At 72.0% G+C, this 21,204-nt stretch carries 16 protein-coding genes and 1 pseudogene; 11 read left to right on the top strand and 6 right to left on the bottom strand.

Features of this window, described 5'->3' with window-relative positions:
* Positions 1 to 234: 234 nt before the first annotated feature.
* The 5 genes and pseudogenes from ABZ807_RS19835 to ABZ807_RS19815 form a co-directional block, all read left to right on the top strand.
* Positions 235 to 486: pseudogene (locus tag ABZ807_RS19835) on the top strand (IS607 family transposase); the annotation flags it as partial.
* Positions 483 to 1,274 carry an RNA-guided endonuclease TnpB family protein gene (locus tag ABZ807_RS19830; RefSeq protein WP_357159719.1) on the top strand — a complete coding sequence of 264 codons (792 nt, stop codon included), beginning with the start codon at positions 483 to 485 and terminating at the stop codon, positions 1,272 to 1,274. The pseudogene ABZ807_RS19835 and the gene ABZ807_RS19830, both read left to right, overlap by 4 nt.
* An 11-nt stretch (positions 1,275 to 1,285) precedes the next feature.
* The gene (locus tag ABZ807_RS19825; protein ID WP_357159716.1) at positions 1,286 to 2,032 is read left to right on the top strand and encodes a response regulator transcription factor; all 747 of its coding nucleotides are present in this window, start codon (positions 1,286 to 1,288) and stop codon (positions 2,030 to 2,032) included.
* Positions 2,010 to 3,512: an ATP-binding protein gene (locus ABZ807_RS19820; RefSeq protein WP_357159713.1), complete on the top strand. Its 1,503-nt coding sequence runs from the start codon at positions 2,010 to 2,012 to the stop codon at positions 3,510 to 3,512. The genes ABZ807_RS19825 and ABZ807_RS19820 overlap by 23 nt, the downstream gene beginning before the upstream one ends.
* Before the next feature lie 72 nt (positions 3,513 to 3,584).
* On the top strand, positions 3,585 to 4,265 hold the full coding sequence (locus ABZ807_RS19815) for a helix-turn-helix domain-containing protein (RefSeq protein WP_357159710.1): 681 nt from the start codon (positions 3,585 to 3,587) through the stop codon (positions 4,263 to 4,265).
* 17 nt (positions 4,266 to 4,282) lie between these two features.
* Here the strand turns inward: ABZ807_RS19815 and ABZ807_RS19810 are convergent, their stop codons facing one another.
* Positions 4,283 to 4,678: a VOC family protein gene (locus ABZ807_RS19810; RefSeq protein ID WP_357159707.1), complete on the bottom strand. Its 396-nt coding sequence runs from the start codon at positions 4,676 to 4,678 to the stop codon at positions 4,283 to 4,285.
* Between the two features lie 199 nt (positions 4,679 to 4,877).
* On the opposite strand from ABZ807_RS19810, the gene ABZ807_RS19805 reads away from it, so the two are divergent.
* The 4 genes from ABZ807_RS19805 (at position 4,878) to ABZ807_RS19790 (ending at position 9,990) form a co-directional block, all read left to right on the top strand.
* Positions 4,878 to 5,027, top strand: coding sequence for a hypothetical protein (locus ABZ807_RS19805; protein ID WP_357159704.1), 150 nt, complete (start codon positions 4,878 to 4,880; stop codon positions 5,025 to 5,027).
* 18 nt (positions 5,028 to 5,045) lie between these two features.
* Positions 5,046 to 6,461, top strand: a complete 1,416-nt coding sequence (locus ABZ807_RS19800; RefSeq protein WP_357159701.1) for a class I SAM-dependent methyltransferase — start codon at positions 5,046 to 5,048, stop codon at positions 6,459 to 6,461.
* On the top strand, positions 6,454 to 8,517 hold the full coding sequence (locus tag ABZ807_RS19795) for a sulfatase-like hydrolase/transferase (protein WP_357159698.1): 2,064 nt from the start codon (positions 6,454 to 6,456) through the stop codon (positions 8,515 to 8,517). The genes ABZ807_RS19800 and ABZ807_RS19795 overlap by 8 nt, the downstream gene beginning before the upstream one ends.
* A gap of 189 nt (positions 8,518 to 8,706) precedes the next feature.
* Entirely contained in the window at positions 8,707 to 9,990 is a 1,284-nt protein-coding gene (locus tag ABZ807_RS19790) for a citrate synthase (protein ID WP_357159695.1), read from the top strand.
* A gap of 72 nt (positions 9,991 to 10,062) precedes the next feature.
* On the opposite strand, the gene ABZ807_RS19785 is transcribed toward ABZ807_RS19790, so the two are convergent.
* The 4 genes from ABZ807_RS19785 to ABZ807_RS19770 form a co-directional block, all read right to left on the bottom strand.
* A complete protein-coding gene (locus ABZ807_RS19785; RefSeq protein ID WP_357159692.1) occupies positions 10,063 to 12,879 on the bottom strand; it encodes a M14 family zinc carboxypeptidase in 2,817 nt (938 codons plus the stop codon).
* A 93-nt stretch (positions 12,880 to 12,972) separates the two neighbouring features.
* On the bottom strand, positions 12,973 to 13,680 hold the full coding sequence (locus tag ABZ807_RS19780; protein ID WP_357159689.1) for a fasciclin domain-containing protein: 708 nt from the start codon (positions 13,678 to 13,680) through the stop codon (positions 12,973 to 12,975).
* Positions 13,681 to 13,767: 87 nt separating this feature from the next.
* Complete coding sequence (locus tag ABZ807_RS19775) at positions 13,768 to 15,888, bottom strand: M14 family zinc carboxypeptidase (protein ID WP_357159686.1); 2,121 nt, start codon at positions 15,886 to 15,888, stop codon at positions 13,768 to 13,770.
* Between the two features lie 124 nt (positions 15,889 to 16,012).
* On the bottom strand, positions 16,013 to 16,669 hold the full coding sequence (locus ABZ807_RS19770) for a response regulator transcription factor (RefSeq protein ID WP_357159683.1): 657 nt from the start codon (positions 16,667 to 16,669) through the stop codon (positions 16,013 to 16,015).
* A 475-nt stretch (positions 16,670 to 17,144) separates the two neighbouring features.
* On the opposite strand from ABZ807_RS19770, the gene treZ reads away from it, so the two are divergent.
* Positions 17,145 to 18,878: a malto-oligosyltrehalose trehalohydrolase gene (gene treZ, locus ABZ807_RS19765; RefSeq protein ID WP_357159680.1), complete on the top strand. Its 1,734-nt coding sequence runs from the start codon at positions 17,145 to 17,147 to the stop codon at positions 18,876 to 18,878.
* A gap of 37 nt (positions 18,879 to 18,915) precedes the next feature.
* On the opposite strand, the gene ABZ807_RS19760 is transcribed toward treZ, so the two are convergent.
* Positions 18,916 to 19,545: a TetR family transcriptional regulator gene (locus ABZ807_RS19760; RefSeq protein ID WP_357159677.1), complete on the bottom strand. Its 630-nt coding sequence runs from the start codon at positions 19,543 to 19,545 to the stop codon at positions 18,916 to 18,918.
* A gap of 231 nt (positions 19,546 to 19,776) precedes the next feature.
* Between ABZ807_RS19760 and ABZ807_RS19755 the strand changes: the two genes are divergently transcribed.
* Positions 19,777 to 20,229, top strand: a complete 453-nt coding sequence (locus ABZ807_RS19755) for a hypothetical protein (RefSeq protein WP_357159674.1) — start codon at positions 19,777 to 19,779, stop codon at positions 20,227 to 20,229.
* The last annotated feature ends 975 nt before the right edge of the window (positions 20,230 to 21,204 follow it).

The following is a 21,204-nucleotide window of genomic DNA, read 5'->3' as shown; positions in this document are numbered from 1 at the left end:
GCCGGCCGGGGCGCCGCCACGCCGGTCCGGGTACCGTCGAGCCCACGTCGGACAGCTGGCGCACAGGATGCGCACAGGTCGGCGCCAGGCGTGGCGCCTACGATGGGGGTTGACAACTGCTGGCGTGTCGGTAGTCAGGAGTGCTCGTAAGCTTGCTGGAGTGACGGCGTGAATTTGAAGGAGTGGGCAGGGGCGACAGGCGTCTCGTATGCGACCGCACGTCGGCGCCTGCGCGATCCTGCCGTGTCGACCATCGTGGTCGAGCACCGTGACCGGTTCGCGCGTTTCGATGCCGAGTACGTCGAAGCCGTTCTCGCCGCGCAGGGCCGCCGGCTGCTGGTGGTCGACTCGGCTGAGGTGGACGACGACCTGGTGGGCGACGTCACTGAGATCCTGGCGTCGTTGTGCGCTCGCCTGTACGGTCGCCGCGACGGCGCGAATCGCGCCCGCCGCGCCGTGGAGGCCGCCACAGAGGGCCCGGCGTGAAGACGATCCAGGCGTACCGGTTCGCCCTGGACCTCAGCCCGGGGCAGGAGCGTGACGTGCTCGCGCACGCCGGGGCGGCCCGGGTGGCACACAACTGGGCGCTTGCCCGGGTCAAGGCGGTCATGGATCAGCGGGCCGCCGAGCGCACCTACGGCGTGCCGGACGACCAGCTCACCCCCGCGATGTCGTGGTCGCTTCCCGCGCTGCGTAAGGCGTGGAATGCCGCGAAGGTCGACGTCGCGCCGTGGTGGCGGGAATGCTCGAAGGAGGCGTTCAACACCGGCCTGGACGCCCTCGCCCGCGCCCTGAATCACGCCACAATCGTGGTCGAAGACCTCAACGTCACCGGGATGCTCGCCAACCGGCGTCTCGCGAAGCACATCGCTGACGCCGGATTCGCGGAGATCCGCCGCCACCTGGCGTACAAGACCTCGTGGAATGGTGGCCGGCTGCTGGTGGCCGACCGCTGGTATCCGTCCTCCAAGACCTGCTCGGGTTGTGGCGCGGCGAAAGCCAAGCTGTCCCTGTCCGAGCGTGAATACCACTGCGAGGCGTGCGGTCTGGTCATGGACCGCGACCGCAACGCCGCCGCGAACCTGGCCGCCCTGGCGGCGCAGTTCGACACCGCCGGGAGTGGCCCGGTGGCAGGACGTGGAGCCGACCAGAAGACCCGCGTACGCGGGCAGGTGGCTGTGAAGCGTGAACCCGGCACGGCATCCGCCAGTCAGACCGGGACCGTCCCGCCGCAAGGCGGGACTGCCAACCGTGTGCTTGCCAGAGCGCACTGAAAGGTAACGGCATGGTGATCCAGGGGCAGGCAGCGCAGCACCGGATCGAACTCCGTCGCCCGGACGGCGAGCCGGTCCGGGTCCTGGTGGTCGACGACGAGCCCACCTTGACTGACCTGCTGTCGATGGCCCTGCGCTACGAGGGCTGGCAGGTGTGCAGCGCCGGCAACGGGATGGACGCGCTGAGCGCCGCCCGGCAGTTCCAGCCGGACGCCGTGGTCCTCGACGTGATGCTGCCCGACCTCGACGGCTTCCAGGTGCTGCGCCGGCTGCGCGAGCAGGCCCCGACCGTGCCGGTGCTCTTCCTGACCGCCCGGGACGCGGTCGAGGAGCGCATCGCCGGGCTGACCGTCGGCGGCGACGACTACGTCACCAAGCCGTTCAGCCTGGAGGAGGTGATCGCCAGGCTGCGCGCCCTGCTGCGCCGTTCCGGCTTCGCCGTGGCCGCCCGCGAGGACGCCGTGCTCACCGTCGGTGACCTCAGCCTGGACGAGGACAGCCACGAGGTGCGCCGCGGCGGCGACCTGATCACCCTCACCGCCACCGAGTTCGAGCTGCTGCGCTACCTGATGCGCAACCCGCGCCGGGTGCTGAGCAAGGCGCAGATCCTCGACCGGGTCTGGAACTACGACTTCGGTGGGCAGGCCAACGTCGTGGAGCTCTACATCTCGTACCTGCGGAAGAAGATCGACGTGGGACGGGCGCCGATGATCCACACGCTGCGCGGCGCGGGGTATGTCCTCAAGCCCGCGGAGTGACCGGGGCGGCCGGCTGCGTACCTGGCTGGCCGGGCGGTCCCTGCGGACCCGCCTGGTCGCCGCGGTGGTGGCGCTGCTCGCCCTGGTCAGCATTGCCATCGGCGGCCTGACCACGGTGGCCCTGCGGCACTTCCTGGTGGTCCAGGTCGATAACCAGCTCACCCTCGACGACCGCCGGCAGCAGGAACCCCCGCCCTGGTACCGGCAGTTCGCCGAGCGGCAGCGGGTCGACGGTCAGCGGGTTCCCGAGCCGCCGGCCGGCTTCCCGCCCGACTCGATCGCGGCGAAGGTCGTCGACGGCGGTGTGGCGTCCGCGCGGATCCGCAGCAGCTCCGGTCCGGCCGAAGCCCTGCCGACCGCCGACCTGTCGGCGCTGACCCGGTTACCCACCGACGGGCGGCCGCGCACCGTCGACCTGGGCGATCGGGGCGACTACCGGGCGGCGGCCCGGCAGGTGCCCGACGGCGACGTGCTGGTCTTCGCGATCCCGCTGGCCGGGGTGCACGAGACGGTCTGGTGGATGGTCGCCGCCCAGGCGGGCGTCGCCGCCGCCGGCCTGCTGGTCGCCGGTGCCCTGGGCGCGCTGATCGTGCGGGCCACGCTGCGCCCGCTCCACCGGGTCGCCGCCACCGCCGCCCGGGTCACCGAGCTCCCGCTGGACCGCGGCGAGGTGGCCCTGTCGGTGCGGGTGCCCGAGGGCGACACCGACCCGCGCACCGAGGTCGGGCAGGTGGGGGCGGCGCTGAACCGGATGCTGGGGCACGTCGCCGCCGCGCTCGCCGCGCGGCAGGCCAGCGAGACCCGGGTACGCCAGTTCGTCGCCGACGCCAGCCACGAGCTGCGTACGCCGCTGGCCGCGATCCGCGGCTACGCCGAGGTGGCCCGGCGCGGCCGGGACCGGGTGCCGCCGGACGTGGCGCACGCGCTGCGCCGGGTGGAGTCGGCCAGCACCCGGATGACCAGCCTCGTCGACGACCTGCTGCTGCTCGCCCGGCTGGACTCCGGCCGGCCGCTGGTGGCCGAGCCGGTCGACCTGACCGCGCTGATCGTCGACGCGGTCAGCGACGCGCACGTGGCCGGCCCGGAGCACCGCTGGCAGCTCGACCTGCCTGACGAGGTGCTCGACGTGCCCGGCGACGCCGTCCGGCTGCACCAGGTGGTGGCGAACCTGCTGGCCAACGCCCGGGTGCACACCCCGTCCGGCACCACGGTGACCACCCGGCTGGCCCGGGTGTCCGGCGGCGTGGAGCTCAGCGTCGCCGACGACGGGCCGGGGATCCCGCCCGAGTTGCAGGGCGAGGTCTTCGAACGGTTCGCCCGGGGTGACAGCTCCCGGTCCCGCGAGCACGGCAGCACCGGTCTCGGCCTGGCGATCGTGGCGGCGGTGGTGGAGGCGCACCACGGCGGCGTCGAGGTGGAGAGCCGGCCGGGCCGCACCGTCTTCCGCGTCCGGCTGCCGGGTTCCACAGCCGACAGATAGTGCGGTCACAAGGGCGATCTAGGCGGTGTGGCCAGGCCTTGCCGGCAGGCCCGGCGTGGCAGGCTGGGTGGGATGTACCGGGAACGTCGGGCCGCCCTGCGCGGGGCGGTGCTGTGGGCCAGCGTGAGCGCGGGCGGGGCCGGCCGGGTGCTGCCGGACGGCTGCCTCGACCTGCTCTGGTCCAGCCGGTCCGGGCTGGTGGTGGCCGGTCCGGACCGCACCGCGTACCGGAGCGCCTCGGCGCCGGGAGAGCGGTGGCTGGGGCTGCGGCTGCCGCCGGGTACCGGCCCGGCGGTCTTCGGTGTCCCCGCCGACGAGCTGCGGGACCGCCGGGTGCCGCTCGACGCGCTCTGGGGGCGCTTGGCGGCCGAGGTCGCCGAGCGGCTGGGGGACCGGCCGACCGGCGCCGCGCTGGAGGCGGTCGTCGCCGCCCGGCTGGCCGCCGCTGGTGGTCCCGACCCGCTCGGCGCGCGGGTCGCCGCCCTGCTCGCCGCCGGTGCCACCGTCGCCGCGACCGCCGCCGAGGTCGGCCTCGGCCCGCGCGCCCTGCACCGGCGCAGCCAGGACCTCTTCGGGTACGGCCCGAAGACCCTCGCCCGCATCCTGCGGATGCGCCGGGCCCTCGCGCTCGCCCGGACCGGTCTCGGACTGGCCGAGGTGGCCGCCCGCAGCGGGTACGCCGACCAGGCGCACCTCACCCGTGACGTGCGCGAGCTGGCCGGTGTGCCCCCGGCGGCCCTGCTGAGGCGCTGACCTGTCGGCGGGGGCGGTCAGCCGCCCAGCGGGGCGTACAGGTCGACGCCGGTGCCGTCCGGGTCGTGCAGCACCGCGTACCGCTGGCCCCAGAAGGCGTTCCAGGGCGGCAGCTCCCCGTGGAAGCCGGCCCCGGTCAGCTCGGCCCAGTACCGGTCCACCTCGGCCGGGTCGGCGCAGCGGAAGGCGAGGTTGACCCGAGGGCCGCCGGTCGGCGGCGTCCACCCCGGGTGGAAGGTGCGGACCATCTCCACCGCGTCCCAGGCCAGCCGGACGCCCCCGGGCAGGGTGACCTCCACGTGCTGCTCGGCGTCGGCGGCGGCCGGGACGGCCAGCCCCAGCCGCCGGTAGAAGTCGAGCGTGCGGGCCATGTCGGCGACCACCATCCCGACGAGATCCATGCGAAGTGTCATGGCCGAGACGCTAGGCCGGGCCGCCGGCCGCGGTCTTGAACGGAACGGACAGGGGCCGCAGTGATCCGGTGTGGCCCGCACGACCGCCTCCGGCGGCGTACCGTGACGAAGGAGCAAGTCCGGCCTTAAGGGTGGAAAAGCCCTATACCGGCGTACCCGGAGCGCCGGCCCACACGACGGCGAGGGAAGGGAGCGGTCGGTGATGCACCTGGCCTACCTGGACGCGGGGTCCGGCAGCCTGATTGTGCAGGCGGTGGTCGGCGGGATCGCGGGGGCGGCCGTCGCCGCGAAGCTCTACTGGCGCCGGCTGGTCGGCCGGTTCCGCCGCCAGTCCACCGACCGCGGCTGAGCCGGGCCGGCGCCACCGATGACGGTCCCCGACACCCGGATCCGGGTCGAGCCCGGCTCCTTCCGCGACCCGGCCAACCGGGTCTTCCACGCCGGCGAGGAGGTGCTGCGGGGGCTCGGCCCCGAGGGGGCCCGCGACTGGCAGGCGCTGTCCGGCAGCGCCTTCTTCGCCGAACTGCTCGCCGAGGGCAAGGTCTGCGGCACCGAGCCGGTCGACCCGGCCCGGCTGCCCGGCTGGACGGCGGTGCTGCGGCACGAGCCCATCCCGTTCGTCTCCCACCCGTACGAGTGGTCGTTCGCGATGCTGCGCGACGCGGCGCTGCTGCACCTGGAGATCCTGCGCCGGGCGCTGTCCGCCGGCTTCACCACCAAGGACGGGTCGGCCTACAACCTCCAGTGGCGCGGCGCCAGCCCGGTCTTCATCGACGTGGGCTCCTTCGCGCCGCTCGCCGGGGGCGAGCCGTGGGCCGGCTACCGGCAGTTCTGCCAGACCCTGCTCTATCCGCTGCTGCTCCAGGCCCACCTCGGCCTGGACTTCCAGCCCTGGCTGCGGGCCCGGGTCGACGGCATCGAGCCGGACCAGATGCGCCGGCTGTTCCGCGGCGCCCGCCGGCTGCTGCCCGGCGTGCCGACCCACGTGCACCTGCACGGGGCCATGCAGGGCCGCAACGCCCGCGCCAGCACCACCGAGGTTCGGGCCGAGCTCCGGGCCGCCGGCTACTCCCGGGATCTGGCCCTGGCCACCGTACGCGGCATCGACCGGCTGGTCCGCCGGCTGGACCGGCGCGCGGCGGGCAGCCACTGGGTCGACTACCAGCGCACCTGTGGCTACACGATGCGGGACCGGGAGGAGAAGGAGCGGTTCGTCGAGGCGGCGGTGCGCGCCGGCGGCCACCCCCGGCTGGTGCTCGACCTCGGCGCCAACGACGGCCGGTACGCCCGGATCGCCGCCCGCCACGCCGCACAGGTGGTCGCCGTCGAGCAGGACCCGGACGTGGTCGACACCCTCTACCGGACCCTGAGCGCCGAGGGCGAACGCCGGATCCTACCGCTGGTGATGGACCTGGCCGATCCCTCGCCCGGGGGCGGCTGGCGGGGCGTCGAGCGGGCCAGCTTCGCCCACCGGGCCCGGGCCGACGTGGTGCTCGCCCTGGCCGTGGCGCACCACCTGGTCATCGGCCGTAACGTGCCGCTGCCAGAGCTGCTCGACCAGCTGGTCGCGTACGCCCGGCCCGGCGGCCGGCTGGTGGTGGAGTTCGTCGATCCCGAGGACCCCATGGCGCGCCGGCTGCTGGCCAACAAGCCGGACGGGCTCTTCCCCGACTACCGGCGCGAGGAGTTCGCGCGGCAGCTGGCGGCGCGCTGCCGAATCGAGCGGCACCGGGAGCTGCCCTGCGGCACCCGCACGCTCTATCAGGCGGTGGTGGGTGGCTGACCCGGTCCTCGCGCCGGCGACCGGCCGGCGCGACCCCGGTCCGCCGCCGGCGTCCACGCCGTCCCCGGCCGCCGGCGCGCGGTGGCGCGCCGAGCGGGGCCGGCTGCTGGAGGTGGCCGCCCTGCTCGGACTGGTGGTCACCCAGCCCCTGCTCGACGTGCTCGGGCGCAGCCCCGACTTCTTCCTGTTCCACCGCGCCGCCCCGCGCGACGTGCTGCTGCTGGTGGCGCTGATCGCGGTGCTGCCCACGCTCGCCGTCACGCTGCTCGGGCTGGCCACCGGGCTGGCCGGCGGGCGGGTCCGGCGGGCGGCGCACACCGGGCTCGTCGTGCTGCTGCTGGCCGCCCTCGCCGTGCAGGTGGGCCGGTACGGCACGCCGCTGCGGGGCGTACCGCTGCTGGTCACCGCCGTGGTGCTCGGCGTCGCCGGGGCGGCGGCGCACGCGCGGTGGCGGGGGCCGGGCCGGGTGCTGCGGGTCGCCGCGATCGGGCCGCCGGTCTTCGTCGCGCTCTTCCTCCTCGCCTCACCCTCCTCGGCGGTGGTGCTGCCGCGGGCGTACGGCGGCGCGGCGGGCGTCCCCGGGCCGGGGGAGCACCCGCCGGTGGTCATGATCGTCCTCGACGAGCTGCCGCTGGTCTCGCTGCTCGGCCCGGACGGGAAGATCGACGCGGCCGCCTACCCACACTTCGCGGAGCTGGCCGCCGGGTCGACCTGGTACCGCAACGCCACCGGGGTGAGCGGCTGGACGCCGTACGCGCTGCCGGCGATGCTCACCGGCCGCTACCCCGCCGAGCCCCTCGCCCCGCACTACTCGCAGTACCCGGACAACCTCTTCACCGCCCTCGGTGGGCTGTACGACATCCGGGCCGAGGAGAGCATCACCCGGCTCTGCCCGCCGAGCCGCTGCGACCAGCCGAGCAGCCCGGAGCAGGGGTTGGGCGTGCTGGTCCGGGAGAGCGGCACGCTGCTGAAGCAGGTCACCGCGCCGGTGGACAGCCGGGTCGACCCGGAGGAGTCGTACCGGGAGCGGACCCGCACCGAGGCCGGCCTCGACGCCGCCGAGCCGGTCCCGGCCGACCCGGGGTTCCGCTTCGACAGGCTGAACGACAGCCAACCGGCCCGGTTCACCAGCTTCCTGGCCGGCCTGCGCCCGTCGGCCCGGCCCACCCTGCACTTCCTGCACCTGCTGATGCCGCACGCGCCCTGGGTGTACCTGCCCTCCGGGGCGCGCTACGCCGCCCCCGACGACCTGCCCAACGACGGCGCCGGCTGGGTCGAGCTGGCCCGGGCCCGGCACCTGGCCCAGCTGCGCTACACCGACCGGCTGGTCGGCGAGACGCTGCGCACCCTGCGCGCCACCGGTCTGTGGGACAAGGCGCTGATCCTGCTCACCGCCGACCACGGGGTGAGCTTCACCCGGGACTGGCAGGGCCGGGGGCTGGACGCGATCGACCACGCGGCCGGCGAGGTGGCCTGGGTGCCGATGTTCGTCCGGACTCCCGGGCAGCGGGCCGGCCGGGTCGACGACCGCAACTGGGAGCACGTCGACCTGCTGCCCACCATCGCTGACGCCGTGCACGTGCGGATTCCCTGGACGGTCGACGGGCGTTCCGCCCGGCAGGCCCCGCGTGAGGGCGCGGAGAAGCACTTCTACGACCGGCCGGGCCAGCCGCTGACCCTGCGCGGCGGGGTGCCGACCCGCCCGCCGGATCCGGCGCCGCATCCGGTGGTCGGCACCGTCGTCGGCGACCGGCCGACCGGCGGGACGGGCACGGTGGCGAACCGGGCGGCTTTCGACCGCGTCGACCCGGCCGGCGGCGAGCTGCCGGCGCTGGTCTGGGGGACCGTGCCCCGGGACGTGCCCGACGGCACGCTGCTGGCGGTGGCGGTCAACGGCCGCGTCGGCGCGGTCGTGCCGGTGGTGCCGCGGGACAAGGGGGGCCGCCGCGTCGCCGCCCTCCTCGCCGACGACCACCTGTTCCGCGCCGGGGCCAACCGGCTCGACCTCTACCGGGTCGGCTCCGACGGCGCCCTGCGCCGGCTGACGCTGTCGTAGAACCTTCGTCCCCCGACGTCCGTCATCGTCGGGGTCGCCCCCGCCCACCAGGGTTTCCCAGCCGTCGGGCCGGGAATCGGGTGACGCATACCTCACCACCGAACCACGGCGGGCGGTACCCCGGGGACCCTGATTACGGTAAAAGCGAAGGCAATTCAACGTAGATTCGCCGGCGAAGCGAGGAACCACATGACGGAAGTCAAGCTCGATCACCCCGGTGGGCAGCTTTCGATGCCGGTGCAGGCCGCGGTCGAAGGCCCCTCGGGCATCGGCGTGAGCAAGCTGCTGAAGGAAACCGGGATGACCACCTACGATCCCGGCTTCGTCAACACCGCGTCCTGTTCGTCCGCGATCACCTACATCGACGGTGACGCCGGCATTCTGCGGTACCGCGGCTACCCGATCGAGCAGCTGGCCGAGAAGTCCTCCTTCCTGGAGGTCTCCTATCTGCTGATCTACGGCGAGCTGCCCACCCAGCAGCAGCTCACCGAGTTCAGCGAGCGGATCCGGCGGCACTCGCTGCTGCACGAGGAGATGCGTCGGTTCTTCGACGGCTTCCCGCGCGACGCGCACCCGATGGCCGTGCTCTCCTCGGCCGTCAGCGCCATCTCGACCTTCTACCAGGACAGCCTGGACCCGTTCGACTCTGAGCACGTGGAGATGTCCACGGTCCGGCTGATGGCGAAGGTCCCCACCATCGCCTCGTACGCCTACAAGAAGTCGATCGGCCAGCCGCTGCTGTACCCGGACAACTCCCTGGGCTACGTGGACAACTTCCTGCGGATGACCTTCGGCGTGCCGGCGGAGCCGTACGAGGGCGACCCGGTGGTGGCCCGGGTGCTGGACATGCTCTTCGTGCTGCACGCCGACCACGAGCAGAACTGCTCCACCTCCACGGTCCGGCTGGTCGGCTCCAGCAACGCCAACCTCTTCGCCTCGGTCTCGACCGGGGTGAACGCCCTGTTCGGCCCGCTGCACGGCGGCGCCAACCAGGCTGTGCTGGAGATGCTGGAGCAGATCAAGGCCGACGGCGGGGACGTCCGCTCCTTCGTGCGGAAGGTGAAGGACAAGCAGGACGGCGTGAAGCTGATGGGCTTCGGCCACCGGGTCTACAAGAACTACGACCCGCGTGCCGCCATCGTGAAGAAGGCCGCCCAGGACGTGCTGGGCCGGATGGCCAAGCCGGACCCGCTGCTGGACATCGCGATGCAGCTGGAGGAGATCGCGCTCGCTGACGACTTCTTCGTCTCCCGCCGGCTCTACCCGAACGTGGACTTCTACACCGGTCTGATCTACAAGGCCATGGGCTTCCCGACCAAGATGTTCACGGTGCTGTTCGCCCTGGGTCGGCTGCCCGGCTGGATCGCCCAGTGGCGCGAGATGATCAACGACCCGGAGACCAAGATCGGCCGCCCGCGGCAGATCTACACCGGCTACGCCGAGCGGGACTACACCCCCGTCGCGGAGCGCTGAGCCCGGTCTGACGACGAAGGCCGCCGACCCCGCGGGGTCGGCGGCCTTCGTGTTGGTGCACGGGCCGGTGCGTCAGCCCACCAGGGAGCGGAGCGGGATCTGCGCGTCCCGGAGGGCGCGTACCAGGTCACCCAGGAACGGGTGCTCGTCGGCCTGCAGGCCGTCCGGATTCGGGATCACCAGGTAGGCAGACCCTTCCGCCACGGAGATCCGGGCGGTGTCGGTGTACCGGGCGACGACCGCTTCGGTGCGGTCGCGGTCACCGGCCGCCACCTCGACGGTGATCGGCCGCCACTCGCCGCCCAGGTCCTCCGCCACCGGCTCGGCCGCCGCTGCCGCGCGGGCGGGGTCGACGCCGGTCGTGCGGCTCAGGGCGGCGCGGTTCGCGCCCGCACCCGACGGGTAGAGCAGGGCGTTGGCCACCAGGTGCAGCCCGTTCTCGTTGTACGCCCGGAAGAGCGGGTTGAACGCGAACAGCACCGCCCGGCCGGCGCCGGTGGGCTCGTCCACCAGCGCGACCGTGCCCTGCAGCGCGTCGCTGCGCATCGTGTAGCCGTTCGCCCAGAAGGTGTCATCGGACGGGTAGCTGAGGACGTTGGTGCCGGTGGTGCTCGGGTTCAGGATCGAGTCGCTGTTGTTGAACTCGAAGTCCTCCGCCGGGCGGCCCAGTGCGACCGGGCTGGTGCTGTCGACGGCGACCCGCAGGTGCGAGCCGATCATCCGGTAGTCCGCTGGCTTCGTCTTCTCGGTGGTGGAGGTGAGGCCGGCGGCCCGGGCCATCCGGGTGCCCTCGTTGCGCAGCCCGATGTAGGTGCGGCCCTGGGCGATCCAGTTCCGCAGGTTGGCCTGCCCGGCGGCGGTGAGCCCGCCGGTCGCGCTGCTGCCGTCCGGCACGAGCAGCACGGTCCGCCCGGTGAACGCCGGGGTGTTGTCGTTGATGTCGGCGGTGGTCACCGGCTTCAGGTCGAGGCCCCACCGCTTGCCGAGCACGTACCGGGCCTCACCGTGCGAGCCGGAGGTGGTGGAGATGCCGGTGCCCTGGAACAGCCCGACATCGGGCAGGTCCACCGCCGTTCCGCTGGCCGCCGCGGCCTGCGGGCTCAGGGTCACCCCGAGGGACCTGGCAAGCTCGTCGATTTCCGAGGTCAGGTTCTTGGCGGGGAGGCCGACCACGCTGGTGTCGAGGTCACGGACGAGCGGCACGCCCTGGCCGAGCAGCCGGAAGGTGAGTTCGGCCGCCGCCGCCGAGTCCAGCGGGTACGCGTACGAGCCGTTCGCCCCGGCCGCCGAGGTCTTGCCGCCGGAGATCCGCCGGACCAGCTGAGCCTGGGGCCGGACCTCGTCGCCGGTGTAGATGGTGTCCACACCCATCAGCAGCGGGTTGCTCCAGGACGACACGTCGTAGAAGTAGGGGAACGGGACGTACGGGTCCTCGCCCATGATCGCCTGGATCCAGTGCTTCTGCGGCTGGTCCATCGGGATCCAGTAGGCGCCCACCGGCACCGTCACGTCGGTCGCGGTACGCCCGCCGAAGATCCGGGCCGTGGGCACCTTCGTCGGCTTGGTCACCTCGTACACCTCGACGTCCATCCGGCGCAGCCGCTCGACCAGCTGGCGCACGTCGGCGAGCTGGCGGTCGGGGAGCAGGAAGTACGAGCGGATCTTGACGTCCGGCACCGGGAACTGGACGGTGTTGGTCGGCTGGACCACCTCGTTCGGCTCCAGCGTGCCGGCCTTGCCCTCGGCGAGCGCGTCCGTCCAGATCTTGAAGTAGCCGCTCAGCACCTCGTGCTTGTTCGCCGCGGCCCAGCCGAGGGTGGACCACTGGGTGTGGAACTGCTGCTGGACCCGGTCGGCCACCGCCGACGCGCTGCCCTTCTCGAAGGTCATGCCGGCGGCGCCGAAACCGGCGGCCGGGACCGTGTCGCCGTACCCCATGAAGAACATGTCGTACGTCGAGTAGTTGAAGTAGCACTCGGTGGTGACGGCCCCGCCGCAGGCGCCGTTGAAGCCGAAGCCGGCCTTGTTGGCCTCGCCGATCCGGTTGATCCAGTCGACGTTCTCGCTGGAGATCTCGTGGTGGATCGGGTCGGCGTTGGGCGGGAAGAAGTACTGCCGGCCGCCCATCTCGTGCGCGTCGATGAAGACCTGCGGCGGGTACTGCCGCAGGAGTTCGATCTTGCCGTCGGTCTCCTGCTGGGTCCGCGCGAACCAGTCCCGGTTCATGTCGAAGCCGTACTCGTTCTGCCGGCGGCTGGCGTCGCGGCCGTCCGGGTTCTGCGTCGGCACGATGACGGTGACCAGGTTGTCGTTCCGCTCCGCGACCGCGCAGGACAGCCCGGAGGCCAGCTCGTACAGGGTCTTGAGGGCGGCGTCCGTGCCGCTCTTCTCCCCGCCGTGCACGTTCGCGGTCACCCAGACGATGGCCGGGCGGTCGGTCGCGGTCTCGGCGACCTTCTTCGCCGTGATCCCGCGCGGATCCCGCAGATCGCGGATGTCCCTGGCGATCTGCTGCAGGGCCCCCTGCTGGACGTGCCGCTCGTTCGAGACGATGGCGTACGGCAGTGGCTGGCCCAGCACGCTCGTCGCCATGACGCCGGTGACGACGCGGTCGGAGGCGGCGTCGACAGCCTTCAGGTAGTTACGGACCTCGTCGTTGGTGACGACCCGCTCCTGGCCCGTGCCGAGCGGAAAGCCCAGCGCGGACTCCGGGCTGGGCACGGAGGACAGCCGGGCGGCGGCGTCACTGCTGCAGGTGGGCGTGGGGGCGGTGGCCCCGGCCGGGGCGCCACCGAGCAACGGCGTGATGCCGGCCAGCAGGAGCAACGCGGCGGCGCTGGCCGTTCTTCTCGTGGGGACCGGCCCGGGCGGACGCTTCGACAGGCGCATCGGGATGCCTCTCTTCGCTTGGCGGAAGATCAAGTGAGGTGGATCGAAACCGTATGATCTGCGGCTTCCTGGGTCAAGACTCAGTTCGTGCCATCAGTGGGCGCGGTGGCCGCCCTCGGCGGCGGTGGTGGGCAGGGTGCCGAGCACCCGGTTGATGATGTGGATCCGCGCGTTGGCGACCCGGTAGTCGGCACACACGGTGTCGGCCTGGTCGGCCACGCGGGCCGTCCCCCCGCCCCCGGTGACCGCCACCTTGGTGCCGGCGAGCGTGGTGACTTTGCCGGCGGCCACCATGTCGGACAGCGACAGCGACCCGGCGACCAGGTGCTCGCGGAGCAGTCCGCGGAGTTTGTCCTTGTCGGTGAGGAACAGTTGGTCCAGGTTCTCCTCGGAGAACTTGGCCGCGAAGGCGTCGTCGGTCGGAGCCAGGATGGTCAGCCCCGACCCGCCGTGCAGGTCGGCGGCCAGCCCGGACGCCCGTACCGCCGCCTCGAAGGTGGTGAGCACGGGAAGCCACTGCAGGGCCGCCTCGGCCGGCTGACCGGCCAGGGACGCCGGGTTGCCCGGATCGCTGCCCGAGGGCAGCAGGTCACACAGGGGCCCGCGCACGACGGGTGCCGCCGGTGCGGCGGCTCCGCCGGCCGGGGCGGGCGGCTCGGCGCCGGAGCAGCCCGCGCCGGTGAGCACCAGGGACACGGCGACCGCGGCGAGCGCCGCCAGCCGTCGCCGGGGTTGACGACGGCTGGCCGGCCGCCGGAACCGGTGCAGGGATCGAGGTGGCGGGAGGATGGGCTGGTCCACGGCGTTCTCCAGGTCCGGGTGGATCGTGCGGTCGGGTCGTACCGGCAGGCCCGGCAGGCCGGCCCTGCCGGTACGACGATCAACGGGTCACAGGCTCGCGCACTGGCCGCTCTTCGGACCCTGGGCCGAGTTGCCCAGCCCGAGGTCGACCGGTGCCACCGTGTTGCCGCTGCACTGCAGCGGGCCCGTCACCGTGTTGGCCGCCAGCAGGGGCGCCTCGCCGCGGTTGTCCGACACCGCGACCGGGCCGGTGACCGTGGCGTCGACGACCACGACCGGACCGCTGGTCTGCGCGATCCGGACCGGGCCCTCCACCGCGCTGTCGGTCAGGAAGACCCCGGCCGCACCGCTGGCGTCCACCGGGCCGGTGATCGACGAGCCGGTCGCGATCAGCGTCCCGCCCGCTCGGACCCGGACCGGGCCGGTCACCGTGGCGTCCCGCAGGCAGGTCACCCCGGAGACCGTCAGCTGACCGCTGTGCTTGCCGGTGACGGTCGCGTACACCCGCTCGCCGTCCACCAGCTTCTCGACCCCCTGCCCGTCGAGCAGCAGCGGGATCAGCCCCCGCTCCGGCTGGGCCAGCGGGACCACGTACCCGTCGGCGACCTTGACCACCTTCCAGCCGTGCCCGGCGAGGCGCTGGGCCACCGTCGTGCGCTGGCCGGCCGGGCCGTCGGTGCGGGCTCCGTTGTACTGCTCCTCGGTGAGCTTGTACGCGCACGGCACGTCGTTGAGGATCCGGTCGGGCTGCGGCGCGTCGAGCGGCGGCGGGGCCTCACCCGGGTGTGGCGCCGGGTGTGCCTCGATCGGGCGGGACCCGCGGAAGACGATCCGGCCGGTGTTCGAGACCTGGAAGGTGATCGCGTCGGCCCGTGCCGAGGTGATCTCCTTGAGGTTCGCCCGGTGGTAGTCGAGGAACTGGTTGAAGGTCCACAGCGCGGAGTACGCCTTGCGCCGCCGGTTGTTCGCCGTGTTGCCCTCGTCCGGCCTGGTGGTGCCACCGGAGCTGCGCAGCTCCAGCAGCGAGTTGATGACGTTCTTGAGCCCCAGCGTGTTGCGCAGGATCGTCTCCTCGCTCAGGCCCACGCTCCCGCCGCCGTTACACCCGTACGGGCACGGCCACCAGCCGTCCCTGGCGCCCTGGGTGTACATGTGGCCCTCGATCATGTGCTGCGACTCGTCGAAGATCGACTGGGCCACGTTCTGGTGCCGTGGCGGCAGCATCGGCAGGTCGCCGGCGCTGGAGTTGCCGAACTCGTGCCCGTCGTAGCCGGCCACCGGTCGGTATTCCCGCAGCATGTTGACCAGCGCGAACGTCTCCGGCTGGCGGATCAGCGAGTAGTCGCGGTTCAGGTCCTGTCCGGTGGAGTTGCCCCGGGTGTTCGCCGCCCGGCCGTCGCCGTTGATGGTGGGGACGATGAGCACGGTGGTGTGCGACAGCAGGTCGAGCGTCCGGGCGTCGTTGCTGAAGGCCAGCTGCCGCGCCATGATCAGGCAACCTTCCCGGTCGCCGGGCTCGTTGCCGTGCACGTTGCAGTTGACCATCAACGGTGAGGTCGCCGCCACCGCCTCCGGGGTGGCCGGCGGGGTGGGGTAGCCGATGACGAACATGTTGATCGGGCGGTCGAGCACGGTCCGGCCGATCTCCGTCACCCGGACGCGGTCGCTCAGCTCGTCGATCGCCGAGGTGTAGGCGTACTCGTTGACGTCGCTCGTGTACTGGGCGCCCAGCGTGGTCTCCCACTGGGTCCGCAGGTTCTCGCCCGGCACGTTCGGGTCGCCCCACGGTGCCGAAGTGGCGCCGGACACCGGTGCCGAGTACGGCTGCGCGGTGGTCCCGAAGCGGGCACGCACCCGCCACTGGAACCGGTCGCCCGGGTTGAACCCCGCGTCGGCGAAGGTCGGCGAGGAGTTGTTGATCTGGCGGTTCGGGCGCCAGACGCCGGTGATCACGGATGGGCCGGTTGCCGAGTCGTCGGCGGCGACCGGCGTGCGCTCGATCTGGTAGTCGGTGGCGCCGTCGACCGGCGTCCACGCGAGGGTGGCGTAGCCGTCACTCTGCGCGACCGTGAGGCCGTTTACCTGGTTCGGCTCGGTCTGCGTGGCGACAGCCGCCGGCTCGGCCTGTGCGGGCGCGGGCGTGATGACCGCCGCGAGGCTGGCGGCGAGGAGGACGGAAAGGGTCGCCGTCGTCCGTTTGTTTCTCATGGAAACTCCAGAACAGGTGGGATGGCACAGTGCGGACAGCAGATGCCAGCCACGCCGTCCACGGTCGACGGTGCGGGATTTCTTGAGGATGATCTGAGGATCGGGTCGGGAAGCCCGCGCCGGGCTACCCCGGCCGTAGCCGGTAGCCCACCCCGCGTACGGTCTCCACCAGGCCGGCGTCGTCGAGCTTGCCCCGCAGGGCCGCGACGTGGACGTCGAGAGTGTGCCCGGCGTTCCAGGTGGTCTGCCAGATGTCCATCAGCAGCCGGTCCCGGGACACGACCGTTCCCGCCTGCCGGGCCAATGCCATCAGCAGCGCGAACTCCTTGCGGGTCAGGCTCACCTCCCGGTCGGAGAGCCAGACCCGCCGGGCGTTGAGGTCGACCCGCAGGTCGCCGACCTCCAGCGTCGCCCCAGCTGGGGTGGCGCGGGCCGTCCTGCGCATCACCGCCTCGATCCGGGCCTGCAGTTCCGCCATCGAGAACGGCTTCACGACGTAGTCGTCGGCACCCGCCCGTAGCCCCGCTACCCGGTCCCGCTCCTCGGACCGGGCGGTCACCGCGATGATGGCGACGTCCTCGTTGTGGCGGCGGATCTGCCGGCACAACTCCAGGCCGTCCCGGTCGGGCAGGTTGAGATCGAGCAGGACGAGATCGACCGGCTCCGCCGCGGCCGCCTCCGACGCGGTGGTGGCCGAGATGATCGTGTGGCCCCGGCGGCGCAGCGCCGCCGCCAACGCGGACGCGACTCGCAGATCGTCCTCCACCAGAAGCACCCGCACCCGCGTCTCCTCGGACCTCGTCCCGATAGGTCCACGCGAGTCTGTCCGATGGACACCGGCCGCGACCAGCCCGGACGCAAGATCGTGACCGCACGATTGGTGTCTCGGCCCATCCCGGTGACCCCGCCGGACCGAGGCCGCCGTCGGGCGGGCGACCCCGCACGAGGTCGCCCGCCCACCGGTACGCGGCTCAGCGCAGGCCGGCGGCGGAGCTGTTCACCACCTACCGGCCGGTGCCAGCGCGCACGCGGTCGCCTTCGACCGGGGCCGGCGCGGTCGCGGTGGCCACCCGGCTGCCGCTGGGCCTGGCCCGTTCGGGTGGCTGGCGGGTGACCACTCTTTCGATTTCCGGCAACAGTGTTACGGACGTGTTCACCGGTCGGGTCTACAGTGGGTCTGAGCTGCTCCTTGACGATCTGTTGAGCACCTGTCCCATCGCCCTGCTGGCTCCCACCGACGCAGTGGAGGCTGCCGCATGACCGAGTTCGCGGTGTGGGCGCCCGAGGCCGCCCGGGTGCGGTTGCGCCTGCCCGGCGTCGCCGACCACGAGATGCGCTCCGGCCCGGACGGCTGGTGGCGCATCGAGGTTTCCGATGCCGGGCCGGGCACCGACTACGCGTTCCTGCTCGACGACGACGAGCGCGCCCTGCCCGACCCCCGCTCGGCCTGGCAGCCCGAGGGGGTGCACGGGCCGAGCCGGCGCTACGACCACCGCGCCTTCGACTGGACCGACCAGGGCTGGACGGGCCGGCAACTGCCCGGCAGCGTCCTCTACGAGCTGCACGTCGGCACGTTCACCCCCGAGGGCACCTTCGACGCGGCGATCGGTCGGCTGGACCACCTGGTCGACCTCGGCATCGACATGATCGAACTGTTGCCGGTGAACGCCTTCAACGGCGAGCACAACTGGGGCTACGACGGGGTCTGCTGGTACGCCCCGCACCAGCCCTACGGCGGCCCGGACGGGTTGAAACGGCTGGTCGACGCCGCCCACGCCAAAGGTCTGGGGGTGATCCTCGACGTCGTCTACCACCATTTCGGGCCCTCCGGGGCCTACGCGCCGATGTTCGCGCCGTACCTCACCGAGCAGAGCAACACCTGGGGCCGCACCGTCAACCTCGACGGCCCACACTCCGACGGGGTGCGTCGCTACATCGTCGACAGCGTGCTGATGTGGCTGCGCGACTACCACGTCGACGGGCTGCGGCTGGACGCCGTGCACGCCATGCCCGACTCCCGGGCCACCCACCTCCTGGAGCAGGTGGCCACCGAGGTGGAGGCGCTCTCCACCCACCTGGGCCGGCCGCTGTCGCTGATCGCCGAGTCCGACCTCAACGACCCGAAGCTGATCACCCCACGGGAGGCCGGCGGCTTCGGCCTGCACGCCCAGTGGAACGACGACGCCCACCATGCCCTGCACACCCTGCTCACCGGGGAGCGGCAGGGCTACTACGGCGACTTCGGCTCGCTGGAGTGCCTGACCGACGTGCTGACCGGCGCGTTCTTCCACGCCGGCACCTGGTCCAGCTTCCGCAACCGCAGCCACGGGCGGCCGGTGGACCGGCAGCGGACCTCGGGGCACCGCTTCGTGGCCTACCTGCAGAACCACGACCAGATCGGCAACCTGGCCACCGGCGACCGGATCTCCGCCAGCCTCTCCCCGGCGCTGCTGCGGGTCGGCGCGGTGCTGCTGATGACCGCGCCGTTCACACCGATGCTGTTCATGGGGGAGGAGTGGGCGGCCAGCGCCCCCTGGCAGTACTTCACCAGCCACCCCGAGCCCGAACTGGCCACCGCCGTCGCCACCGGGCGCAAGCGGGAGTTCGCCGCGCACGGCTGGCCCGCCGGGGGCGTCCCCGACCCGCAGGACCCACAGACCTTCCTGCGCTCCCGGCTGGACTGGGCCGAGCTGGACAAGCCCGAGCACCGGGAGATGTACGAGTTCCACCGCCGGCTGATCGCGCTGCGCAAGAGCCGGCCCGACCTGTCCGACCCGCGGCTGGACCGGGTCGAGGTACGCCACGGCGACCACTTCCTGCTGATGCGCCGGGGCGAGTGCCTGGTGGCGGCGAACCTGGCCGGCAAGGCGCAGCGGATCACCCTGCCCGGGGTGGTGCGGCGGGTGCTGCTCGCGACGGGGGAGGGGGTCACGGTGATGCGGGACGGCATCGAGCTGCCGGCGGAGACGGCAGCGATCGTGGCGCTCTGAGCGTCGCGGTCGACTTACACCGCAGTGCGTGCAGTTGTCATGCGAGATGTGCGCGGTCGGACGGCGACCAGATCCTGCGTAACGGTCGCATGCCTTCCTCGACGTAGTCGGCGATAGGACGGTCGCCCCCGTCGAGGTACCACTGCTCGAGTGCGGCGAAGTAGCCGAAAACGAGGGCGTTGGCGGTCACGCGCGCCTGCGTTTCGCTCAGCTCTCCCGTCGCCGCGATCAGCGGAGCGATCCGTTGGCCTGCCCGGTCGAGCGCAGCGCAGGCAGCCATACGCACCGATGGTTCGGTGAAGAAGTAACGAACCCTGCGCCACGGGCTTCTCGCGGCCCGCGAGTCTCGTTCCACGTCCTCGGAGCGAAGTGCTGGTTCCGGTGCGGATTCGTACGCGCGGACAGCCCGAAGCAGGCTGCCGACCGGATCCCCGGGATCCAGGAGGTCTTCGAGCATCTCTCGGCTCATGTTGTCGAACTCGTCAGCGACGAGGAGACCTTCCTTGGTGCCGAAGTAGCGGTACACCGATGACGGCGAGACCTCGGCCGCAGCTGCGATCTCCTCGATCGTGACGGCGCCGAACCCTCGCTCGTCGAACAGATCGAGAGCGCGTTCCTGGATGGCGCGCATGGCTTTGAGCCGCCAGCGCTCACGAAGCCCGGTCATACAATGAGGGTATCAGGAGGTCACGCGCTCCAGCTAGTGACTCTCAGATGGCATTGACTATCTCTAAGAGGCGATCTAGAGTCATTTTGCAACTGATAGTGACTGTCTCTAAGGCGACGTGTGGCAGGCGAACAATCTCGGCCCGGCTGTTCCGGGCACTCGCGGGGACTGACAGCGCCCTGATACCTCCACGTCCGTTGCCAACCCGTCTCACATGGAAGGACTCATGCCATGACAAAGCTGGCAAGGAAACCGGGCAACCAGGCAGCCGTCGCCATGATGTACGTCGGCCTTGGGCTCACGGTGATCGCTGCCCTCTTCCCGTTCGTTGACCAGGCCACTACGACTGTCTTGGCAGACCACGTCCGGGAGGGTTACCCGGCTTACGAGCCGGGGGAGATCAACGCCGCCGTCACTGCGTACACGGTGATCCTCTCCGCGGTAGGGGTGCTGGGAGTCCTCGGCTGGCTCGGCACCGTCTGGACGGTCCGCACCGGCAAAGGCTGGGCCCCCTGGTTGGCCACCGGCATATTCGCGATTGCGGCCTGCGCCGCGATCGCGGCTGCGACTACCAAGGACACCTCCGGTGAAGTCGGTCTTGCGCCGCTGCTGGGCTGGCTTCAGGTCCTTCCTTCCGTCCCCGGTCTGGCAGCAGTCGTGCTGTTGTGGAGAAGGGCGGGATGACCGCCAGGCGTATGGGGCCTCGGAACATCGGCCGCGCCGTCATACGCGAGGTCGCGGCGCTCAAGCGCTCGATGTATCGAGGCGGGCGCATTTACGCGGCTCGTGAACCGTCTCGACGTCCTGGTGTATAGGTCCCGGTTGCTGTCACCGCGCCATGCCGCCGTTCTCAAGGTGGTAGGGCGCCGCAGCGGGAGCGTCACCTCGGTCGCGGTCACGGAGCACCGAGGTGCCGAGTTCCTCGTGTCGATGCTCGTGCCGGACGCGGACTGGGTACGGAACGTCCAAGCCGCGGGCGGCAAGGCTGCTCTCTGTCGTCAAGATCGCGAAATTCCGGTCATCTGGAGGAAGTCCCACCCGAGCGTCGTGCTGAGATTCTGCGTCGCTACCTCGCCGTCGCGCCCGGCGCGAGAAATCCCCGCTTGCCGGCCACCCTCCACGCGGTCAGCGCTCAATGCTCAGCCCTGGACCGCGAACCTCACGTCATGTCGGGTCGCCGAACCCGCCCCGTCCGCAAGGGACCTCAGGTGGCCGGCGGCTTCGTCCAGGCCGACAGGGTCGCACCACGGCCGCGCCGGATCTGACCGGCACGATGACCGCAGTTGGGGCCGCCAACGTCCAGGTTCGACCGGACCGACCCAAGCACCTCATAACCAAAAGTCGGCGACCGTCGAGACCGCCCCAACGCTGCCCCTTTCCGAACGAGCGCCAGCAAGACGGTAGTGCCTCCCCTACCAGGGCGGCGCGGCATCCCATCCCATCGACCTCCCGCAAGAATCGGTCTTGCCTCGACACCCGCCGCCCTACCCGCACCATCGCTGGTCGCGGCACCGACCCCAAGCTGATCCTGGTCATGCAGCCGATTCACCGCGGACAACTCACTCTTCTGCCGATGTGCGCTCACCTGATCATTCGGACGTGGTCGCATCGAAACAGTCGTGTCGCCGATCACCGTCGGACCCCAGCCTGACCCAGCGC

The sequence above is a fragment of the Micromonospora sp. NPDC047548 genome, assembly GCF_040642975.1.
Taxonomy (GTDB): domain Bacteria; phylum Actinomycetota; class Actinomycetes; order Mycobacteriales; family Micromonosporaceae; genus Micromonospora.
Note: the sequence above shows the minus strand (reverse complement) of the source record. Positions and strands in the feature narration are given on the sequence as shown.